Consider the following 20,215-nt stretch of genomic DNA (forward strand, 5'->3'; position numbering starts at 1 on the left):
ACGAAACTTGGGCACACCGGTAAGGAGACAAGAAAATGAAGAGTCGTAGTGTGGACATGTATGCCTTGAACGTGCCGCTTGATGCGATCAAGAAGCTCACCGACGAGCAACGATTTGCGTATTACCTTCTGGGACACATCTTCAACGAACTAGTGTGCCTACAGAAGATCGTTGGCTTTTCGCTTCCGAAACACGATGACCGGCGGCCGGCACGAGTCCGACCCGAACTTGGCCAAGCCATGTTCCTGTTTCGGCTAGCAAGTGGAAAGATCTGGGAAGCGAGCAAAGCGATCCGCGAGACAAAGGCGCTTGCACAGACCCTCCGCGAGGTTGTACTTCCCCTAATGCCAAATGGCCTGAACAGGTTGAAGGAACTCAATGCCGCGGTCAACAGCGCACCATGGCTATCGCCACTTCGGAATGGCATGGGATTTCACTTCCCGACATTCGAGCGCTGGAGCAGTCATTTAGTACCTGACGAATCATGGGTGGACGATATCGTCTTTCTCGGTGAAAAGTCGGGCAACACGTACTACGACGGAGCAGATGCGGTTGCCCAGGCTTGGATGTTCGAGCAGTACGGAGCGAAAGATTTGCGCGATGCTGTTGATCCCCTTGTCGCGCAGATGATCGATTTGCTTCGCACGATGAACTCCTTTCTTGAGGATGCTCTGGGTACGTTCGTCTCCGAAGTGATCTTGGATGCACCCACAAGATCCGAGCATGTTGGGAAAGTGCTCGCGCCCGAGTATGAGAATGTTTCGATTCCGTTCTGGACCGCAATGCCTACGAAACGTCCATAGGGAAAGACTTGAGCCTCTCGACGGCTGAGGCAAGTGCGAGGCTCACCAACGCGGGCTGGCGCTGCCAGAGCCGCCTCTCGGCACCCTTTTGTCCGAACTTGGCGGGAGACACACGGTGAGGCCACAACCGACCTCTGCCGACTCCGGTCAAGTCTATGCCTTGAAAGCGCGAAGGCCTGGCGCAATGCCAGGCCTTCGATATCACGCAGCGGCTCGTCAGTCTTCGAGGCGAACCAAGTACTCGGCAATGGCCTCCGCAGCCGCGGTAAGCGCGGCGCTTGCAGCGGGTGTACCGATGTCAATCCCCTCGGTGACGAGCGCGACGAGCAGCGACTCCATTGCATGCGCAGCAAGTTCCCCGTGCGAGTCGAAGTCCTTCGAAGGGTCAACGAACTCCGCGCGCAACTCGCTCGTGATATGCGTGCAAACGCGTGAGTCGCGTTTGATAACGATGCCATATGGCAATCGGATACTTAAGTGGGGCATGGGTGGCTCCGTAGTTGAGGAGCTACGTGTAGGCAAACGCTAGTCATTCACGCCACCCACTTCCAGAGAAATCAGGCGGCGCGTAACAACACGGGGTAGTGCGCCTTCGAGAAGGAAATCTTCAACCCGGACAGCGCCTACGGGCGTTGTCCGGGGCCGGCGCGCCGGGCGTTGTTACGCAAGGTGTCGCAAATAACAACCGCCTCGCGAATCTGCCTAGACGTGGTTTTGGGAGCAAACCATGTCGCTTGACCGAACCCCAGACATGACCGAAGCAGCCGAAGAGGTGCACAGCGTCGTCATGCCCGATGCGGAACCACCGCCTCTAACCTACGCCGCTCTGCTCGACGTGCTGCGAGACATCGACGCGCATGCGGACTCTGACCAGCCCGTCGACTCGCCGGTCACGCGCAACCGGCGAACTGCCTTGCGCAGCTTCATGCAGTCCGTCGACAAGCATGACACCGACCGCGTGGGCGACGAGCTGGCCGATGGCTTTGTCGCCGCGCTGAGCGCGTACCAGGCATGGGAGAAGCAGCGAGGCACAGCGGCGTCGACTGTGCGCTCCCGCTGCTCGCATCTGCGGCGCATCCAGCAGCTTGCCGCGAAGCATGCCGGCGCGACGTCGTCCTTCGTCTCGCTGCTCGACCGCGCCATCACGGAGTCCGGGCGCTCGCTGGCCTGGCTCGAGGAGCACTCGGGGATCGGCGCGCTGTCGCTCGGGCAATGGCGTCGTGGCATTGCGTCGCCCGGGCGACTCCGCAAGCACCTGCCGCAGCTTGAGGCGAGTCTTGGCTTGAGAGCCGGGACCTTGCTCGCCGCACTCCCGAGCCGCGCGTCCATCCCCGTGGGCTATGGCGTCGCGCGTCGCACGGCGAACACCCGCTTCCGCGCCAACGTCAAAGCCCGGCTCGAAGAGCAGCCGTTCGCCTTGCACGCGGCGAGCGAGCCACTGCAGGAGGAGTGGCGACAACTGCTGGCCTACAAGACCGCCGACCTCCCGGCCCTGCGCCGCGAGCGACGGGCGAAGTGGCGCTCCAAGCCCGCCCGCATGTGCAAGCCGCTGAAGCCGGGGTGGTGCTGCACCTTGCCCAAGGGCCACGTGTCGCCGAGCGCGCATGCGGTGTGGGTTCAGCTGCGCCAGTACCTGGGCTGGCTCCAACTCGACCCTCGCCGCGGCGGAGCCGGGTTGTCAGCGGCACAGACGCAGACCCTGGCCCGACTCGCCGATGCCGAGCGCGTCATCGCCTTCGTCCACTGGCGCGCCGCGCGCGCCGGCTCCGTGAACACTGGTGCCCTCACCTTCCTTCACGTCGTCAACTCGCTGCTGCACCCGCGAGCCGGCTGGCTGACCCAATCTCCTTGGCTGGTGGACGCGGCACCGGACCTGCGCCGCGAAGGCAGCACGTGGGCCGAGCATTGCGCGCGGACCTTCGAGCGCCTGAAGGATTTCACCAAGACCGTCGCGCAGTCGGCCAAGCCGACCCGCGACGTGGAGGAGGCGCTCCGCCCGTTGCTCGACTCCGGCAACCCTGTGGCCGCCCTGCTCCAGATGCTCGACCGCATGGAAGCCGACATGCCCGCTTCCACCCAGCCCATCCTGAGGGCCACCCACCAGCGCGACATCGCGTTGGTGACCTTGCTGATGGCCAACCCGCTGCGCATCGGGCAGCTCACGGCGCTCGAGTTCGGGAAGGGCACGGACCAGAACCTCGTACGAGTTGCGTCCGGCTGGCGCCTTCAGTGCAGCGACGAGCGTTACAAGAACGGCGAGACCACGATGGCCAAAGGCCTGCGAGTCGACCTGGACGCAGTCGTCACACCTGCATTCGACCGCTACGTGCGTGAAGGCCGAAGCATCCTTCTCGCCGGACGTCCCTCCGTGTTCTTCTTCGTCGGCCGTTCGCGCTGGGATCCAACGCGCCCCTGCGAGAACCTCGAGGACCGTCTGCAGCTGCTCACCGAGCGCTACATCCCGGGCTGTGCCGGGTTCCGTGGCCACGGTTGGCGCCACCTGCTGGCCACGGCCTGGTTGATGGAACACCCCGAGGACTACGGGACCGTCGCCGACTTGCTCGGCGACCGCGTGGAGACGGTGGCCAAGGCCTACCGCCACATCGAGCGCGCCAGTTCCATCCGCAAGTTCAACGCCTGGACCAAGACCAAAACTCGGCGACGTCCTTGAACGCATTCCCCCACCACCAACGAAGGAGGCTCTATGGCCCTGCTACACGACAAGAACGCAAACATGAACGCACACGACTACGCGTCCCCACCTTTTCGGCTGAGCGCGGTCTACATCGCGTACGCCACCAGCGCGACGGGCAGCCAGCTGAAGGTCGGCGCGTCGATGGTTCAGTCCAAAGACGTGGCCGACGTGCTGCGCGGTGTGCAGCGGCGCGTGCGCGTCGCAGTTCCTTGCGTGGGACCGCGACGCAAGCCGACCCGTCCCGCGACCTTTGTCTGGGTCATCCTGGCTGTGACGCCCGTGGTCCGTCATGAGCTTGAGCAGTCACTGGTCGAGCGCTTCGGCGACCGCCGGTTCGACCCCTTGGGCACGCGGCGCGGCGAGTTCTGCGACCCGGGCCGCTTTGGTGAACTCATTGTGGCAGTGGACGAGTGGCGCGAGCGCTTCCCGGATGTGCTCAGCGAGTCGCTGTTCTCCGAGGATGGTGGCGTCAGCTACGTCGTACCGCGCACTCTGCTGCCCTACCGTGGCGCGACGGCGGGACTTTGGGTGGAACCTCCTGCAGGCGAGGCCGTGACGCTCAGCGTCGCGCGCCGGCATATCCCGGACTGGGCGCGCCATCGGCCGCTTGAGGGCCTGGTGGCCAACCGCGGGAGTCATGTGGCGACCTTGATGAGCGGCCACCACCCCGGCCGGGTCAACCGGCTGTTGCGTGGGTTTCGCTCCAGCCCCGCGGTGGCGTCTGCACAGGCAGACGGCTACGAAGTGGTGCTCAAGGGGTAGTCGCACGTCCCAAACAGAAGGGGCCCACTTCCGCGGGCCCCTTTGTCATTGCAAGCAGGACATTCAGTGGAACGTGACTCCTTCAAGCCGGGTGTCGTCTGCCACACGACCCATCAGTTCGCGGGCATCGGCCAGTGCTTCCATCAGCAACGTCGCCATTTCTGCCGGCTCTTGCTGGTGGACGATTGGCAGCAGGTACTCCAGCAGGCCAGCCAGCTCGTCGACCGTCTCAGCGAGGTCCTCTGTCCAATCCGCGTGAATTGCGGCTTCGTCGATGTTCATGTCCACGTGTCTTCCTTCCATGAAGTGGGTGAGACCGCGTGTAGACACAGATGTTTATGCCGATCGGAGGCGAGAAAAAGGGAGCCGTGCATGGCACGGCCCCTGAATTTGCCTTCCTGCCCTCAGTGGCAGCTCTCTCCTCGCTGACGCTTGGCCTCCATCACCCGTGTGTCGCTCGGCGCCGCCGCCGGAGTGCACATCGAGACGCTCACCGACTTCAGCCGCTCGGGGTCGAGCCCCATGCCGATGAAGGTCTCGGCACGCGCGAACGACCTCGTGAGCGAAGCCATGGCATTCATGAAGCTCATGAAGGTGGCGGGCTGCGTGGCCTGTGCCTCTTCGAACGCCAGTTGACAGTCCATCGTGAGCGACGGCGTGATGAGTACCTCGTCGCTGCCGTGGCAGAGCTTGAAGCGCGTGCGACCTTCGATGAGCGCCACGCGTGCCGACTCCTGTGCCATCGGTTCGCCAAGGTCGAAGACGGCGGCGGCGAAGTGCTGGTCGATGTACGCCATCATGACGCCAACCATTTCGGGGCCATTGCGCATCCAAGCGTGACGCGTGATGCTGCCGCCCTCACGCCGGCCGCCGCGCAGCATCGCAATTGGGGCTGCGACGCGGACCACAGGTGCCTCGAGGAGCCTGAAGTCGCCCGCCGTGCTGCCGACTGTCATCGCCGGCATCGTCTCGAGGGAGGTCGTGTAGACCAGCAGCGGGCACTCGAAGTCGGTCTCGAGGGTGTCCAGAATGTTCATAGAGTTCCTTGTGTGTTGATGTCCTTAGTGAGCCGTGCATCTGCAGACTCACTACGTGTAGACATCTCGAAGGCGCCCCTGAAATTCCCCCTCCTCCGCAAACGACTGCACCCGACGCTGCCGCTTCAACTCCCTCTCGTGGACTTCGGTGCGGTCGACTTCGCGACGGTGGACTTCGGCACGATCGGAGAGACCGGGCGGCGCATCGCCTTGGCCACCCTGGCCTGTTGGAGCGTCTCGCCGACCAGCCTCAGCGGGCCGGCGGCATTCAATCGCTGCAACTCGCGCAGTTGCTCCTCCGACACACCCAGCGCAGCTGCGAGGTCGCTGAAGCGCTCGGCCGTTCTGAGAGTTGCAGCGGCGTCGACCCGCGCGCGAGCGTCCGGATGCAAGCCATCAGACTTGTTGTATGCCTCAAGGGCCTTCACCGAACGATGGCCTGTCTGCTTCCGCAGGTCTTCGATGGGCAGGCCGGCCTCGAAGGCTGCCGAGCAATGCTCCCGGCGGGCTGCGTGGGCATAGAAGTCGTCGTCCACGACGCCGGCCTCTCGAAGACGCTTGATGGCGGAGGTGTACTGAAACCGCACCGGAGAACCCCCCTTCGTCGCAAGGGACGTGAACAGGAAGGGCGAGTCGGGATGCTGCAACTCCGCCTGGATGAGTTGGAGGTCGATTAAGACCTCGGCCTCGCGGATCACGTGTACGACGCGTGTGTCGCCGTTTTTGGTGTCGCGGAACCTCAGCGCTCGCGCTGCGAGGTCAATGTCGTGTCGCAGCAACCCGCTGAGCTCTCCGGGCCTGCAACCGAGTTCGCGCTGAATGGCAACGAACCGCGCATCTTCGTGGCGCTGCTTGTGTGCCTCTGTGGCGTTCTTGGCAAGAAGAAAGATGTTCAGCTCTTCATCACGTTCCATCCGCCGCTCGCGCAGTCCCGGCTTGGGCTTCTTCAGACCGCGCACGGGGTTGTAGACCATGATGCGGTTCTCCACGGCCCACAGCATGACCGAGGAGACGGCCGCGAGCACCAGCCGCTGCCCGTCGTTGGACAGCGTGCCGTCCTTCTTCCCGTCACGGCGATGCCCCGGCACGAGCTTGGGCTTGCTTGCTGCAAGCGTCTTGCCGGCCTTGGCCTTGGACGCCTTCTTTGGCACTGCCTCGGGCTTGCGCACCATGACCTTCACCTTCTCGGCACCGAGGTCGTCTCTGAACCGCGCAATGACCTGCCCGTCGACCAGCTGGGCGAGCGAGTACGCACCGAGTTCCTTGAGCGCGCGCTCGATGCGTGACTCCTCGGTGGCGCGGGTGGTGGCCTTCTTGGCCCGAAACAGCATCGAGCCCCGGTAGGCCGTCCACGCCTCGAGGAAGGTCATCTCCAAGGTATACAGCGGCGCATTCTTCTCGATGCGCCCGCGCTCAACCTTCTCGAAGTCAGTGGCGGCCTTCTTCGTCTCGAAGAGCTGGTCGATGCGCGGGTGACCCTTGATGCGGATCTGGACGCGGAATTTGCCGTTGGGCAGCTTGATGGGCATGGTCGTTCCTCTTCGTGCGTGTGTCGTGTGCACGAGGACTGCACAGATTTGCACATGGAACGACTTCCTGATGCCACAAAAAGCGGCAACAAATGCCGCTTTTCATAGGAGAAGTGTTGGTAGGCCGTGTTGGACTTGAACCAACGACCAAAGGATTATGAGTCCTCCGCTCTAACCAACTGAGCTAACGGCCCGACGGGCGCCATTGTAGGCAGGGACGTGGGCCAGCCCCGCGGCGAGCGACTTACTTGTTGCTCAACGCGTTGGTCACGAGGCGCGAGGTGATGTCGACGATCTGGATCATGCGGTCGTAGGCCATGCGGGTGGGGCCGATGACGCCGAGGGTGCCAACGATCTGGCCGTTGACCTCGTAGGGGGCGGAGACGACGGAGAGTTCCTCGAAGGGAACGACGCGGCTTTCGCCGCCGATGTAGATGCGCACGCCTTCGGCGCGGCTGGAGACCTCGAGCAGGCGCATGAGCTGGGTCTTCTGCTCGAAGAGGTCGAAGAGCTTGCGCAGGGAGCCGAGGTCGCTGGAGAAGTCCTGCACCGTGAGGAGGTTGCGCTCGCCGGAGATGACGACCTGCTCCTGGCTGTCGGCCATGGCGTCGCTGCCGGCCTGCACGGCGGCCTGCATGAGGGCGGCGATCTCGCCGCGCAGCGCGTCGACCTCGGTCTTCAGGCGCTCGCGCACCTGCTCGATGGACAGGCCGGCGTACTGGGCGGTGAGGAAGTTGCTCGCCTCCTGCAGCTGGCTCTGGGTGTAGTCCTGGGCGGTGACGATGACGCGGTTCTGCACGTCGCCGTCGGGCGCCACCAGGATGACGAGCACCCGCCGCTCCGACAGGCGCAGGAACTCGATGTGGTGGAACACGCTCACCTTGCGCGGGGCGGTGACCACCCCGACGAAGCTCGACAGGCTGGACAGCAGTTGCGCCGCGTTGGCGATCACGCGCTGCGGTTGGTCGGGGTGGAGCTGCGGCTGCTCGATGGCGGCGGCGGCCGAGCCGAGGTCCAGCGGCTGGGCCGTGAGCATGGTGTCGACGAAGAGCCGGTACCCCCGGGCGGTGGGAATGCGGCCGGCGCTGGTGTGGGGGCTGGCGATCAGGCCGAGGTCTTCCAGGTCGGCCATCACGTTGCGGATGGTGGCCGGCGACAGGTCGAGCCCGGAGGCGCGCGACAGCGTGCGGGAGCCGACGGGTTGCCCGTCGGCGATGTAGCGCTCCACCAGGGTTTTCAACAGGGTTTTCGCGCGCTCGTCCAGCATGCCGGGATTGTAGGACGGCCCGGGCGAAGCCGGTTTTCGTGGGGTGGTCCTGTCATGGGGCTGTGGTGTAATTCTGTGCATGTCTGCACGCTTCCGTCACGCCGCACTCGTGGGCAAATACCAGGCCCGCGGCATCCAGGGGCTGCTGGAAGAGGTCGCCCAGTTCCTGACGCGCCAGGGCCTGGAAGTCTCGCTGGAGCACGACACCGCGCTCAACACCGGGATGACGGACTACAACGCCCTCACCCACGCCCAGATGGGCCAGCAATGCGACCTGGCCATCGTGGTCGGCGGCGACGGCACCATGCTGGGCAGCGCCCGCCAACTCGCGCAGTTCGGCCTGCCGCTCGTGGGCATCAACCAGGGGCGCCTCGGCTTCATCACCGACGTGCCCATCGGTCACTATGCCGAAGCGCTGGCGCCCATGATCGCCGGCGACTACGAAGAGGAGCGCCGCACCATGCTCGAGGGCGGGGTCTGGCGCGACGGCCGCATGATCTTCGACGGCTTCGGCGTGAACGACGTGGTGGTGAGCCGCGGCCCCACCTCGTCGATGATCGAGCTCAAGGTGGACATCGCCGGCGAGTTCGTCGGCAACTTTCGGGCAGACGGCCTGATCGTGGCCTCGCCGACCGGCTCCACCGCCTATGCCCTGTCGGCGGGCGGCCCGATCCTGCACCCCGGCATCGCCGCCTGGGTCATGGCACCCATCGCTCCGCACGACCTGTCGAACCGGCCGATCGTGCTGCCCGACGTGGGCCAGATCAGCATCGAACTCGTGCACGGACGCGACGCCAGCGTGAACTTCGACATGCAGGGCATGGCCAGCCTCCTGCCGCGAGACCGCATCATGGTGAGCCGGTCGTCGCATCAGGTGCGCTTCCTTCATCCGCTGGGCTGGAGCTACTACGCCACCCTGCGCCGCAAGCTTCACTGGAACACAGGGGTCTAGACCGCATGCTCCGCCGCCTGGCCATCCGGGACTTCGTCATCGTCACCAGCCTCGAGCTCGAACTCTCGGGCGGGTTCTCCGTCCTCACCGGCGAAACAGGGGCGGGCAAGTCCATCCTGATCGACGCGGTGCAGCTCGCGCTCGGCAGCCGGGGCGACGCGGGCGTGGTGCGCGAGGGCGCGCCGCGGGCCGAGATCACCGCCGAGTTCGACGCGCCCTCCAGCCTGCAGGCCTGGCTCGACGAGGCCGGTTTCGAACCCGGCGACACGTTGCTCCTGCGCCGTGTGATCGATGCCCAAGGCAAGAGCCGGGCATGGGTCAACGGCAGCCCGGCCACCGTGGCCCAGCTGCGCGAGGCGGCCGATCACCTGGTGGACATCCACGGCCAGCATGCCTGGCAGAGCCTGACCCGCCCGGCGTCGGTGCGGCGCCTGCTCGACGCCTACGCCGGCGTGGACACCGCCCCCTTGAGCTCGGCCTGGGGCCGTTGGAAAGCCGCCACCGAAGCGCTCGAGAAAGCCCGCACCCAACAGGCCGACCTCGAACGCGAACGCGAGCGACTGGCCTGGCAGATCAACGAGGTGGACAAGCTCGGACCGGGCGCCGACGAGTGGAACGAACTCAACGCCGAGCATGAGCGCCTGTCGCATGCCCAGGCGCTGATGGACGCGGCCCGCCTGGCGCTCGACGCCATCAGCGAGGCTGACACCAGTGCCGATGGCCTGGCCGGTCGTGCCGTCGATGCGCTGGAGGCGGTGTCGAACTATGACACCCGGCTGGCCGAGGTCGTCGGCGTGCTCCAGAGTGCCCAGACGCAGCTGCAGGATGCGGCCCACACCCTCGGCAGTTACCTGCACCATGCCGAACTGGAGCCGGAGCGGTTGCAGGAACTCGATGAGCGGCTGGCCGCGTGGATGAGTCTTGCCAAGCGGCACCGGCGCACGCCGACCGACCTGCCGGCCACCTTGCAGCAGTGGAAAGACGAGTTGCGCGCGCTGGACGCGGCAGCAGACCTGGCCGGCCTGGAGGCCGCGCTCAAGGACGCCAAGTCGGCACTCGACGCCGAGGCGCGTCGGGTCTCCGCCGCCAGGCGCGCGGCAGCGCCCAAGCTCAGCCAGGCCGTGTCGGCGGCCATGCAGCAGCTCGGCATGGCGGGCGGCGTGTTCGAGGTGGCACTGGTCAAGCAGGAGCTGCCGCAGTCGTTCGGCCTCGAGTCGGCCGAATTCCTGGTGGCGGGCCACGCCGGCAGCACGCCCCGCCCGATGGCCAAGGTGGCCTCGGGCGGCGAGCTTTCGCGCATCGCCCTCGCCATTGCCGTGACGACCAGCCAGCTGGCTGCGACCGGCGAGGCCGCCGGCACCCTCATCTTCGACGAGGTGGATGCCGGCGTGGGCGGCGCGGTGGCCGACACCGTCGGCCGCCTGATGAAGCAACTCGGCCGCGACCGCCAGGTGATGGCGGTGACGCACCTGCCGCAGGTCGCCGCCTGCGCGGACCACCACTTCGTCGTGGCCAAGGCGGCCCATGAGGGGCGCACGCGCAGCGACATCACGCCGGTGCTGGGCGAAACCCGCGTCGCCGAAATTGCCCGTATGCTGGGTGGTGAACGGCTGTCCAGCACCAGCCTCGCACACGCCCAGGAGCTGCTGTCCGTGGCGAGCGAGGCCGCCGACGCCGCCCCTGTTTCCCCACCGTCCAACCCCCGCGCACGAAAACGACCATGACCGCCGCCCCCGCCGCTGCCCCAGAGGAGCCCAACCCGCCCAACGAGGTCGTCCTGGTGACCGGCATCTCGGGCTCTGGCAAGTCGGTGGCCCTGCATGCGCTGGAAGACGCCGGGTTCTTCTGTGTCGACAACCTGCCGCCCGAACTGTTGCGCGATTTCCTGCGGCTGGAACACGGCCGGTCCCGGCGGCGCGTCGCGATCGCGGTGGACATCCGCAGCGCCGGCTCACTGCCGCATCTGCTGCCGCTCATCGATGAACTGCGCGGCGAAGGCGTCGTGATCCGATCGGTCTTCCTGGATGCCGGCACCGACGCCCTGGTGCGCCGCTTCTCGGAGTCCCGCCGTCCGCATCCGCTGTCGCAGCAGGTCGCCACCGCCTCGCCGCACCGGCGCAAGGAAGACCTCGACCCACAAGGCCACCGCGCCCTCTACGACGCCATCGAACTCGAGCGCGAACTGCTCGCCGAGCTGCGCGAAATCTCGACGGTCGTCGACACCAGCCAGCTGCGTCCGGCCCAGTTGCGCCTGTGGATCCGCGACCTGGTGCAGGCGGGCAGCCTGGCGCTCACGCTGGTGTTCGAGTCGTTCGCCTTCAAGCATGGTGTGCCGCTCGACGCCGATTTCGTGTTCGACGTGCGCATCCTGCCGAACCCGTACTACATCCGTGAGCTTCGGGCCCTGACGGGCCGCGACGAGCCCGTCATCCAGTACCTGGAAGGCCAGCCCGAGGTCGGCGAGATGATGCAGCAGATCGAGACCTTCATCGCCCGCTGGCTGCCGGCGTTCGAGAACGACCAGCGGAGCTACCTCACCGTGGCCATCGGCTGCACCGGTGGGCAGCACCGGTCGGTCTACCTCACCGAGCACCTCGCCCGCCGCTTCTCGCAGCGCAGCGTGTCGCTCATCCGCCACCGCGAACTCGACGCCCGCGATTGATCACCCGCCTCCTGATGCGCTTGCGCAGCCCCGCCCCCACCTTGCCGCTCCTGCCCCTGCAGGCGGTGCTCTTCCCTGGCGGCCTCCTGAGCCTCAAGGTATTCGAGGCGCGCTACCTCGACCTCGTCAGCAGCAGCCTGCGTGAACGAACGCCGTTCGGCGTGGTGGCGCTGCGCCAGGCCACCGAGCCGGGCCAGGCGGTGGACCCCAACGCCTTCGAGCCGATTGGCGTGGTCGCCGAACTGCTCGAAGTCGATGCCGCGCAGGCCGGCATCCTCCATGTGCGCGCACGCGGGCTGCACCGCTTCGAGCTGACCGGACAGACGCTCGGTGCCGAAGGCCTCTGGGAGGCCACCTACCGGGACATCCCGGACGACGCCGCCGTGGCGCCCTCTGATGCACAGATCGACACCGTGCGCGGCCTGGCCAACGCCATCGGCACGCTCAAGCAGCAGGGGTCGGAGCCCTTCCTCAAGCCCTTCAGGTTCGAGGACGCAGGCTGGGTGGCCAACCGGTGGTGCGAGATCCTGCCGATCTCGGTGGCAGCCAAGCAGCGCCTGATGGCCCTAGAGGACCCGGCGGCCCGGCTGCAACTGGTGGATGACTTCCTGCGCAGCAAGGGCGTGGTCAAGTAATTCACCGGCTTTTTGCGCTCGGCCGATGCGGCCGGTCCGGGGTTTGCTGCCGTTCGCCCAGCGCCGTTCAAGTGGCTCGGTCGCCCAGCGGAACCACCTTCGTCACCACCGGCGAGCCGTCGACCAGTGTCGGCAACACCTTCGACAAGACCCAGCCGTGCGTCCGGGCATACTGCCTGCCGTTCACGCTCATTCGCCACGGCAGGGCGGCGTCGCCTGTGGGCGTGAAGGTGCGCACCAGCTTGCCGGCACGGAACTGCTCGATCCTGCATTCGCTGTTCTTCATGAGTGGACCTCTTTCGCTTCGCGGTGCGGTGCATCACGGCCTTCGCGCACCGACCTGAGTTGACCGGGCGAGCCAAGACGAGCGTCTCCGCAATCAATCAAGGCTGCCAAGCGTGCCGAGCCCGGCACGGCATGCCGAAGGCTCACGCCGCCGGCGGCAACACGGCAGCATGCGAGCGCAACACGAGCTTGCGCAGCGCCGCCGGCACGCCCATGGCCAGCGCCTCGTCCACCGTCACCCAGCGGCCTTGGGGCAAGGTGCCGGTCAGAGCCTCCACCCGCTTGGCCGTCACCTGAGCAGGCAGGCGCCACACCACCGGGTGCAACGTCCAGTCGAGATGGGTGAGCACATGGGTGAACGGTTCCAGCTGCGTTGCCTCGCCCGGCCAGCGGTCGGCCTGGGTCCACAGCGCTTCGATCGACTCGAACTCGGGAAAGCTCCACAGGCCGGCCCAGATGCCGGTCTCCGGCCGCTGGCACAACCACAGCATGTCATCCCAGACGAGCCAGAGCCAGGCGTTCTCGCGCACACCCCGCTTGAGCTTGCGGGTCTTGATGGGAAAGCGCTCGGGACGCCCTTCGCGCCGCCCCTGGCAACCCGGCTGAACCGGACACAGCAGGCATTGTGGCGAACGGGCCAGGCACACCGTGGCGCCGAGGTCCATCAGGCCTTGCGTGTACGACTCGATGCCCGACTCGGGCAACAGCTCCGTGGCGCGAGCCCACAGCACCCGTTCGTTGGCCGCCACGGCCAGGTCGGCCTCGAAGGCCAGGAACCGGGTGAGCACGCGCTTGACGTTGCCGTCGAGGATGGCCACCCGCTCGCCAAAGCAGAACGCGGCGATGGCTGCCGCCGTCGAGCGGCCGATGCCGGGCAAGGTTTGAAGCTGTGCACTCGTGCGGGGAAACTCGCCACCGAACTCGCTCATCACGGCACGCGCGCAGGCGTGCAGGTTGCGCGCCCTGGAGTAGTAGCCAAGGCCGCTCCACAGGGCCAGCACGTCGTCCTGGGGCGCGGCCGCCAGAGCCGCCACGTCGGGGAAGCGCGTCAGGAAGCGCTCGTAGTAGCCGAGCACCGTGGCCACCTGCGTCTGCTGCAGCATGATCTCGGACAGCCAGACGCGGTACGGGTCGGTGGTCTGCTGCCAAGGCAGCGCGTGCCGCCCGTGCGTGCGCTGCCACTCGATCAAGGGCTGGGCAAAGCCGGAGGAATCGGACGGGGAACCCACCAACGCGGCAGACAAGAAGCAGGGCCGGACGGGTCAGGCCTGGGCGGCAACGCGGAGGTCGAGGTCCAGGTCGAGGTCGAGCAGGGCGCCGCCCGGGCCATCGGTGCGGGCGGGGTCCGTCTGGGCATGCTGCTTCAGTCGCTCGATGAGTTCAGCGCACTTGGCCACCTGCTGCTGCAGCTGGGCGTCCTGAGCCTCGAGTTCGGCAAGCCGGTGCTCCAGCTCGCCGCTGGCAGCCTGGATGCGCTCCAGCGCCTCGCGGCGGCGGCGGAATCCACGGCGGCGCTCGCGCAGTTGCGAGTCCACCTGGGACGACGCCATCTTGTTCCAGAGTTCGAGCTCGCCGCTGGCGTTCTCGAATACCACGCGCAGCTTGGACATCAGCATGCGGCGGAACTGCTCCATGAACTTGCCCTGCGACAGGCGCAACGCCTGGGTGAGACCCAGGTACTGCACGTAGTTGCGCTGGATGAGGGTCAGCTCCTGGATGAAGCGACCCATGTCGGGCATGGGATTCACCGACAGCGAGAAGCCGAACTCGGCATTCAGCTTGGCAAACGACGCGGTGAGCATCGTGTGGATCTCGTTGCCGCGCGTCTGGGTGGCCTCGAGCAGTTCGCGCAGGCGGCTGCACAAACCCATGAACGCCTTCTTGGCGCCCAGGTTCAGCAGCGACGCATGCATGGCGGCCTGCATCTCGGCGACTTCCTCGCGCAGGCGATCGCTCGTCAGGTCGACGAGCGCGTTCTTGAGCATGCGGCTGTGCACCATGCGCATGGCCTGGAGCCGTGCGGTGCACTGTTCGAACTCGCGCGTTTCGGCGTCGACGCGCTCGATCATCAGCCGCGTCTTGGCGCCACTCTTGCCGCGCAAGCCACGCAGCTCGAGGAGCTGCTCGGCCAGCTGACGACGGCGGTCGCCGAGGCGGCGGGTCACCAGGGCCTCGGTGCGCATGACGGTGTCGACGACAGTCTGCTCGAGAACCTCGCGGCGCTGGGGCAGCAGCTGGGCGCCCAACGCGGCTTCGAGGTCGAGGATGCGACTCTCTTCCAGGGCTTCCGACTCGCCGTCGACACGGGCAGCCAGCGCCTGACGGGCCGACAGCGGGAAGACCCGCTCCGGCGACATGCCGAGCGTGCGGGCCGTGCTGGCGCGTTGCGCCTCGATCTGCTCCTCGATCTTTTCGGGGCTGGCCAAGGGGTCGCGCAGCGCGTCGATCTTGTTCAACACCACGAAGCTCGTCGTGGCCGGCGAACCGAGGTGGTCGCGCCAGATGGTGAGGTCGGACTTGGTGACGCCGGTGTCGGCGCCCAGGATGAACACCATCGCGTGCGCCGAGGGCAGCAGGCTGAGCGTCAGTTCCGGTTCGGCGCCGATGGCGTTGAGCCCGGGGGTGTCGATCACGACCAGCCCGCGCTTGAGCAGCGCGTGGGGGTAGTTGATCATCGCGTGGCGCCAGGCCGGCACTTCCACCCGGCCGGCGTCGTCGACCGGCGGATTGTCCTCAGGGGTGTCGTCTTGCCAGAAGCCGAGTGCGCGGGCCTCGTCGACGCTCACCCACTGGGTGCGCATCACTTCCTGGAGCGACTCGGACAGGCGCTCGGGCTGGGACACGTCGAGCGGGATGTGGGTCCACGCGCGGGGTTGGGTGCGCAGGTCCGACAGGGACAGGCCTTCGAGGCGGGTGCCGATCGGCAGCAGCGCGAGGGCCGGCGCTTCTTCGGGATCATGGCCGAGCTCGACCGGGCACATCGTGGTGCGCCCCGGCGTGGCGGGGAGCACCCGACGGCCGGTGTCGGCGAAGAAGATGGCGTTGATCAGTTCGGACTTGCCGCGCGAGAACTCGGCGACGAAGGCGACGATGAGCTTCTCGTTGACCAGGCCCCGGCGAAGGGTGTCGAGCGCCTCGGCAGCGGCGGGGTCGGCCAGGTCGTGCTCGCCCAGGAAGTGGCTGAATTCGTCAAGGCGACGCCCCAGGCCGGCGCGCCAGTGGCCAAGAGCATCAAGACTGCCAGCAAAGGAAGAAGCCATGGGGAAACACGAGCCCGACAGGTAAGCGTCGGTCATGGTATCGCAAGCACGATGCTCGCCAGGGCATCCGAAACACTTGGACACCCATGTTCGCGCGCGGATGTGTGTTTTTGGCTTTTTTCGGGTTCAGCGCCGTTGGCAGACCGCACAGAAGAAGGTCGACCGCCCGCCCTGGACGATGCGCCGGATGGGCGCTCCGCACTGGCGGCAGGGTTCCCCTTCCCGGCCGTAGACCCGCGCCTGGTTCTGGAAGGCACCGGCCATGCCGTGCGCGTCCTTGAAGTCGCGCAAGGTGCTGCCCCCGAGCGCCAGCGCCTGGGCGAGGATGCTCCGGATGGCCTCCGCCAGCCGCTCGGAACGCGGGCGACTCAGGCGGTGGGCGGGCAAGCGAGGGTCGATCCCGGCGGCGAACAGGGCTTCGCACGCGTAGATGTTGCCGGCGCCCACGACGATGTCGCCCCCCAGCAAGGCAAGCTTCACCGCGATCCGCCGGCGCTGCAGCGCCGCGTGCAGGTACGCGCCGGTGAAAGCCGGGTCGAAGGGTTCCACCCCCAGGCCGGCCAGCAGCTTGGCGGCCGGAGGCACCCCCAGCCCGGTGGACCAGACCACCGCCCCGAACCGGCGGGGGTCCGTCAGGCGCAGGGTGCCCTGGGTGGTGAAGAGGTCGAAGTGGTCGTGCGCCGCCGGTTCGGACACCGATGCGCTGAACGCGAGGGAACCCGACATGCCCAGGTGCATCAACAGACCACCCCCGGTGAGCGGCAGCCAGATGTACTTGCCACGTCGAACGGCGTCGCCGACGGTCCGGTTCACCAGGGAATCCGGTTCGCAGCCCAGGGGCCAGCGCAGCGGCTTGCCCAGGCGTACGGCCGTGACCACGGCGCCTGCAATCCGGGGCGCCAGGCTCTGGCGGGTGGTCTCGACTTCAGGCAGCTCCGGCATGGCCGCGATTATGGCGAGCCGGCGAGCACCCGGCCCGGCCGGTGGCTTTGCAGACGGTGCCCGGGGCGTTGCGGGACAGGACACTAGAATCATTCACGATGACAGGAGCACTCATGCGGGCCCACTTCCTTTTCTCTCGTGCAGCGCTCGCATTGGCGTGCTCCATGGCCGCCGGCCTCAGCCTTTCCGTGTCGGCGGCCACCCCTCCGACACCGGCCGAACCTGCTGCCTCCGCCGTCGACAACTCGCCACTCAACGGGCCGCTGTTCTATCAGCTGTTCATGGCCGAGCTGGAGGCGCGCGGTGGCCAGAAGGGCATGGGCTACCAGCTCATGCTGGATGCGGCCCGGCGCACCTCCGACGAATCCCTCTTCCGCCGCGCGGTTGGCCTCGCGTCCGAGATGGGCGACGGCCCCGGAGCGCTCGCCGCCGTGCAGGCCTGGCGCACTGCGCTTCCGAATTCGGTCCAGGCGACGCGCTTCGAGGTGCAGTTGCTCCTCGCCCTCGACCGCCATGCGGACGCGGCAGCGGCCACGCGCGTGATGCTCGAACTCACGCCCGAGGCCGAACAATCGGGCACCTTCGCCTCCCTGCCCCGGCTGTTCGCCCGCAACCGGGATCGCAAGCAGACTCTCCAGTTGCTGGAGCCGGTGCTGCGGCCGTGGGTCAACAAGCCTGCCACGCGCGTGGCGGCGAGCGTCACGCTCGGGCGCATTGCGTCGGCCGCCGGTGACAACGAGCGGGCCATCGCGCTCGCCCGGGAGGCGCATGCCCACGAGCCGGCCGCCGACGGCCCGGCGCTGCTCGCGCTGGAACTGCTGGCCTCGGGGCCGGAGGCGGACGCCATCGTGCTCGACCACCTCAAGCACAAGCCGGGCGCGTCGGCCATTCGCATCCTCTATGCGCGGGTGTTGAGCTCGATGCAGCGCTACGGCGAAGCGGCCACCCAGCTCGAGGCGGTGACGCAGGCCGACCCCCGCATCGCTGCCCCGTGGCTCACCCTGGCCGCCCTGCAGCTTGAACTCAAGCGCCCGGCCGAGGCCACCGCCACCGTGAACCGCTACCTCGCGGGACTGAAGGACGGCAGCATCGTCCCGACCACGCCCACGGCCGTGGCAGGCCAGCAGATCGTGATCTCCGCGGATGCCGACGGCGACGGCGAGAGCGACGAACCCGTGGAAGACCAGGGCGTCGCGCAAGCCTATTTCCTTCTCGCGCGAGCGGCTGAGCAGCAGCGCGACTTCACCGGCGCAGAGGCCTGGCTTGCCAAGGTGACCGACCCCGAGCGGGCGCTCGACGTGGCGGCCCGTCGTGCTGAACTGCTGGCCCGGCAGGGCAAGCTCCGACAGGCGATCGACGTGCTGCGCAAGGCGCCGGAGACGCAGCCCGAGTCGGCTCGCACCAAGCTCGTGCTCGAAGCGCAATTGCACAGCGACGCCAAGCAGTGGGCCGCCGCGGAATCCGTGCTCGCCCAGGCCAGCAAGCGCTTCCCGAACGATGCGGAGCTGCTCTACCAGCAGGCCATGATGGCCGAGAAGCTGGACCGGGTGGAGGACATGGAGCGCCTGCTGCGCCGGGTGATCGAGATCCGGCCGGACCACCACCACGCCTACAACGCACTCGGCTATTCGCTGGCCGAACGCAACCTGCGGCTCACCGAAGCACGTGAACTGATCGTCAAGGCGCTCGAGCTCGCCCCGGGGGAGCCCTTCATCACCGACAGCCTCGGCTGGGTGGAGTACCGGCTGGGCAACCGGACGGAGGCCCTGCGCCTGCTGAAGCAGGCCTACCGCCTGCGTCCCGACGTGGAAATCGGCGTTCACCTGGGTGAGCTCCTGTGGGTCACCGGCCAGCAGGAAGAGGCCCGTCGCGTGCTGCGCGAGGTGCGCGAACGGGACGCCAGCAACCAGGTGCTCCGAGACACCCTCGCCCGCCTGAAGGTCGACCTGTGAACGTGCGCCGTGCCATGGTGGCGGCGAGCCTTGCCGCCTGGCTCTCCGCATGCACGACGACGCCCCCGGCTCCTGCGGGCGACGTGATCTCCGGACGGCTGGCGGTCAAGGTGGAAGCCCATGGCACGGAGCCGGCCCGCTCCGTGAGCGCCGGCTTCGAGCTGCTGGGCAGCCCGGACGCGGGACGTCTCAACCTCTCATCTCCGCTCGGCACGCTCATGGCCCGCGCCGACTGGGCGCCGGGTGACACGCGGCTGACCACCTCGGACGGCACGGTCCGGTATGCCGACCTGGACAGCCTGACGAACGAAATGCTGGGCGAAAGTCTCCCGGTAGCGGCCCTGTTCGACTGGCTGCGCGGACGCCCCTGGCCTGGCGCGCCGGCCACCCCCACCTCGCCGCCCGCCGAACCGGGCTTCGACCAGCTTGGATGGGCCGTGCGCCTCGGCCGGTTGTCTGAAGGATGGGTGACGGCACAGCGGGCCGCGGCACCGAAGGTCACCGTGCGGGCCCAGGTGGAACCATGAGCCTCACGACCCTGACCGACGTCGCGGCGCCGGCCAAGCTCAACCTGTTCCTGCACATCGTCGGTCGTCGGTCGGACGGCTATCACCTGCTGCAATCGGTGTTCGTGCTGGTGGACTGGTGCGACACGCTTCATTTCGAACGGCGCACGGATGCCCTGCTTCAGCGCCACGACCTCGGCCCCGCACTCCCCGCGGACGACCTGTGCCTGCGCGCGGCCCGTGCCCTGCAGCAAGCGTCGGGAACGGCCTTCGGCGCCGACATCTCCATCGACAAACAGGTGCCGTGGGGTGCCGGCATGGGCGGCGGCAGCTCGGATGCGGCCAGCACCCTGCTTGCGCTGAACCGCCTGTGGGACTTGAACTGGTCGCGGTCCCGCCTGATGGCCCTGGGCTTGTCGCTGGGCGCGGACGTCCCCTTCTTCATCGGTGGGCACAACGCTTTCGTCGAGGGCATCGGTGAGCGTTTGACCCCGCTGAGCCTGCCCCGCCAGTGGTTCGCCGTGGTCAAACCTGCAGCCAGCATCGAAACTCGCGCAATTTTTGCGAGTCCGCTCTTGGCTCGCGATCATGTACCTGATATAGTTGAGGGCTTCCTTGATGAGGCAGGCATTCAGAAGCTTGTGGAGGGGTACGGCAGCAACGTGATGCAGCCTCCCGCCGAAGTGGAATGCCCTCAGGTGGCGAAAGCCGCCGAGGTGCTGCAGGCGCGGTTCGGCAACAGCCGGATGACGGGCTCGGGCAGCGCGGTCTTTGCAAGGGCGGGCACAGGTGATCAACCCCTGGCAACGATGCCTTCGGATCTTTCCGAGGGTTGGGTTGGTCGAATGTGCCGCAGTCTGGAGCTGCATCCCCATCGGGGTTGGGCTTCCGACGAACAGGTTTGAGGTGGCCTGCGCAAGCAGGCGAC

Annotated in this window: 19 protein-coding genes and 1 tRNA gene; 10 read left to right on the forward strand and 10 right to left on the reverse strand. The window is 67.2% G+C overall.

The window, feature by feature from the left end; translation table 11 throughout:
• Window positions 1-35: 35 nt before the first annotated feature.
• Complete coding sequence (locus ACSQ2F_RS16160) at window positions 36-803, forward strand: hypothetical protein (protein ID WP_436024610.1); 768 nt, start codon at window positions 36-38, stop codon at window positions 801-803.
• 216 nt (window positions 804-1,019) lie between these two features.
• Here the strand turns inward: ACSQ2F_RS16160 and ACSQ2F_RS16165 are convergent, their stop codons facing one another.
• Window positions 1,020-1,289 carry a hypothetical protein gene (locus ACSQ2F_RS16165; RefSeq protein WP_436024612.1) on the reverse strand — a complete coding sequence of 90 codons (270 nt, stop codon included), beginning with the start codon at window positions 1,287-1,289 and terminating at the stop codon, window positions 1,020-1,022.
• A gap of 265 nt (window positions 1,290-1,554) precedes the next feature.
• Between ACSQ2F_RS16165 and ACSQ2F_RS16170 the strand changes: the two genes are divergently transcribed.
• Entirely contained in the window at window positions 1,555-3,474 is a 1,920-nt protein-coding gene (locus ACSQ2F_RS16170) for a hypothetical protein (RefSeq protein WP_436024614.1), read from the forward strand.
• A 33-nt stretch (window positions 3,475-3,507) separates the two neighbouring features.
• Complete coding sequence (locus ACSQ2F_RS16175; protein WP_436024616.1) at window positions 3,508-4,260, forward strand: hypothetical protein; 753 nt, start codon at window positions 3,508-3,510, stop codon at window positions 4,258-4,260.
• Window positions 4,261-4,323: 63 nt separating this feature from the next.
• On the opposite strand, the gene ACSQ2F_RS16180 is transcribed toward ACSQ2F_RS16175, so the two are convergent.
• The 5 genes from ACSQ2F_RS16180 to hrcA all read right to left on the reverse strand — a co-directional run bounded on the left by ACSQ2F_RS16180 (window position 4,324) and on the right by hrcA (window position 8,093).
• Window positions 4,324-4,542, reverse strand: a complete 219-nt coding sequence (locus tag ACSQ2F_RS16180) for a hypothetical protein (RefSeq protein ID WP_436024618.1) — start codon at window positions 4,540-4,542, stop codon at window positions 4,324-4,326.
• A 122-nt stretch (window positions 4,543-4,664) separates the two neighbouring features.
• Window positions 4,665-5,297, reverse strand: coding sequence for a hypothetical protein (locus tag ACSQ2F_RS16185; RefSeq protein ID WP_436024620.1), 633 nt, complete (start codon window positions 5,295-5,297; stop codon window positions 4,665-4,667).
• A 125-nt stretch (window positions 5,298-5,422) separates the two neighbouring features.
• The gene (locus ACSQ2F_RS16190; protein WP_436024622.1) at window positions 5,423-6,826 is read right to left on the reverse strand and encodes a tyrosine-type recombinase/integrase; all 1,404 of its coding nucleotides are present in this window, start codon (window positions 6,824-6,826) and stop codon (window positions 5,423-5,425) included.
• 117 nt (window positions 6,827-6,943) lie between these two features.
• Window positions 6,944-7,020, reverse strand: a tRNA-Ile gene (locus tag ACSQ2F_RS16195).
• A 50-nt stretch (window positions 7,021-7,070) separates the two neighbouring features.
• A complete protein-coding gene (hrcA, locus tag ACSQ2F_RS16200) occupies window positions 7,071-8,093 on the reverse strand; it encodes a heat-inducible transcriptional repressor HrcA (RefSeq protein ID WP_436024624.1) in 1,023 nt (340 codons plus the stop codon).
• Window positions 8,094-8,172: 79 nt separating this feature from the next.
• Between hrcA and ACSQ2F_RS16205 the strand changes: the two genes are divergently transcribed.
• Genes ACSQ2F_RS16205 through ACSQ2F_RS16220 form a run of 4 tightly spaced genes read left to right on the forward strand, consistent with a single transcriptional unit; the run spans window position 8,173 to window position 12,342 of the window.
• Window positions 8,173-9,045 (forward strand): NAD kinase, encoded by an 873-nt coding sequence (locus tag ACSQ2F_RS16205; protein WP_436024626.1) that lies wholly within the window; start codon window positions 8,173-8,175, stop codon window positions 9,043-9,045.
• Window positions 9,046-9,050: 5 nt separating this feature from the next.
• Entirely contained in the window at window positions 9,051-10,769 is a 1,719-nt protein-coding gene (gene recN / locus ACSQ2F_RS16210) for a DNA repair protein RecN (RefSeq protein WP_436024628.1), read from the forward strand.
• Window positions 10,766-11,707 (forward strand): RNase adapter RapZ, encoded by a 942-nt coding sequence (rapZ, locus tag ACSQ2F_RS16215; RefSeq protein WP_436024630.1) that lies wholly within the window; start codon window positions 10,766-10,768, stop codon window positions 11,705-11,707. The genes recN and rapZ overlap by 4 nt, the downstream gene beginning before the upstream one ends.
• Complete coding sequence (locus ACSQ2F_RS16220; protein ID WP_436024632.1) at window positions 11,704-12,342, forward strand: LON peptidase substrate-binding domain-containing protein; 639 nt, start codon at window positions 11,704-11,706, stop codon at window positions 12,340-12,342. Before rapZ ends, ACSQ2F_RS16220 begins: the two co-directional genes overlap by 4 nt.
• Window positions 12,343-12,409: 67 nt before the next feature.
• Here ACSQ2F_RS16220 and ACSQ2F_RS16225 read toward each other — a convergent pair whose 3' ends face one another.
• From ACSQ2F_RS16225 to mutM, 4 genes are all read right to left on the reverse strand, one after another.
• The gene (locus tag ACSQ2F_RS16225; protein WP_436024634.1) at window positions 12,410-12,628 is read right to left on the reverse strand and encodes a hypothetical protein; all 219 of its coding nucleotides are present in this window, start codon (window positions 12,626-12,628) and stop codon (window positions 12,410-12,412) included.
• A 142-nt stretch (window positions 12,629-12,770) separates the two neighbouring features.
• Window positions 12,771-13,871 carry an A/G-specific adenine glycosylase gene (gene mutY, locus ACSQ2F_RS16230; protein ID WP_436024636.1) on the reverse strand — a complete coding sequence of 367 codons (1,101 nt, stop codon included), beginning with the start codon at window positions 13,869-13,871 and terminating at the stop codon, window positions 12,771-12,773.
• Between the two features lie 18 nt (window positions 13,872-13,889).
• Window positions 13,890-15,923, reverse strand: a complete 2,034-nt coding sequence (locus ACSQ2F_RS16235) for a dynamin family protein (RefSeq protein WP_436024638.1) — start codon at window positions 15,921-15,923, stop codon at window positions 13,890-13,892.
• Window positions 15,924-16,013: 90 nt separating this feature from the next.
• Window positions 16,014-16,829 (reverse strand): bifunctional DNA-formamidopyrimidine glycosylase/DNA-(apurinic or apyrimidinic site) lyase, encoded by an 816-nt coding sequence (gene mutM / locus ACSQ2F_RS16240; RefSeq protein WP_436024640.1) that lies wholly within the window; start codon window positions 16,827-16,829, stop codon window positions 16,014-16,016.
• Window positions 16,830-16,942: 113 nt separating this feature from the next.
• On the opposite strand from mutM, the gene ACSQ2F_RS16245 reads away from it, so the two are divergent.
• From ACSQ2F_RS16245 to ispE, 3 genes are read left to right on the forward strand one after another with little or no spacing between them, the layout of a single operon-like run.
• Window positions 16,943-18,781 (forward strand): tetratricopeptide repeat protein, encoded by a 1,839-nt coding sequence (locus ACSQ2F_RS16245; RefSeq protein WP_436024642.1) that lies wholly within the window; start codon window positions 16,943-16,945, stop codon window positions 18,779-18,781.
• A complete protein-coding gene (locus ACSQ2F_RS16250; RefSeq protein WP_436024644.1) occupies window positions 18,778-19,308 on the forward strand; it encodes an outer membrane lipoprotein LolB in 531 nt (176 codons plus the stop codon). Before ACSQ2F_RS16245 ends, ACSQ2F_RS16250 begins: the two co-directional genes overlap by 4 nt.
• Complete coding sequence (gene ispE / locus ACSQ2F_RS16255) at window positions 19,305-20,192, forward strand: 4-(cytidine 5'-diphospho)-2-C-methyl-D-erythritol kinase (protein WP_436024646.1); 888 nt, start codon at window positions 19,305-19,307, stop codon at window positions 20,190-20,192. Before ACSQ2F_RS16250 ends, ispE begins: the two co-directional genes overlap by 4 nt.
• The last annotated feature ends 23 nt before the right edge of the window (window positions 20,193-20,215 follow it).

The sequence above is a fragment of the Rhizobacter sp. LjRoot28 genome, from assembly GCF_964253025.1.
Taxonomy (GTDB): Bacteria; Pseudomonadota; Gammaproteobacteria; order Burkholderiales; family Burkholderiaceae_C; genus Rhizobacter.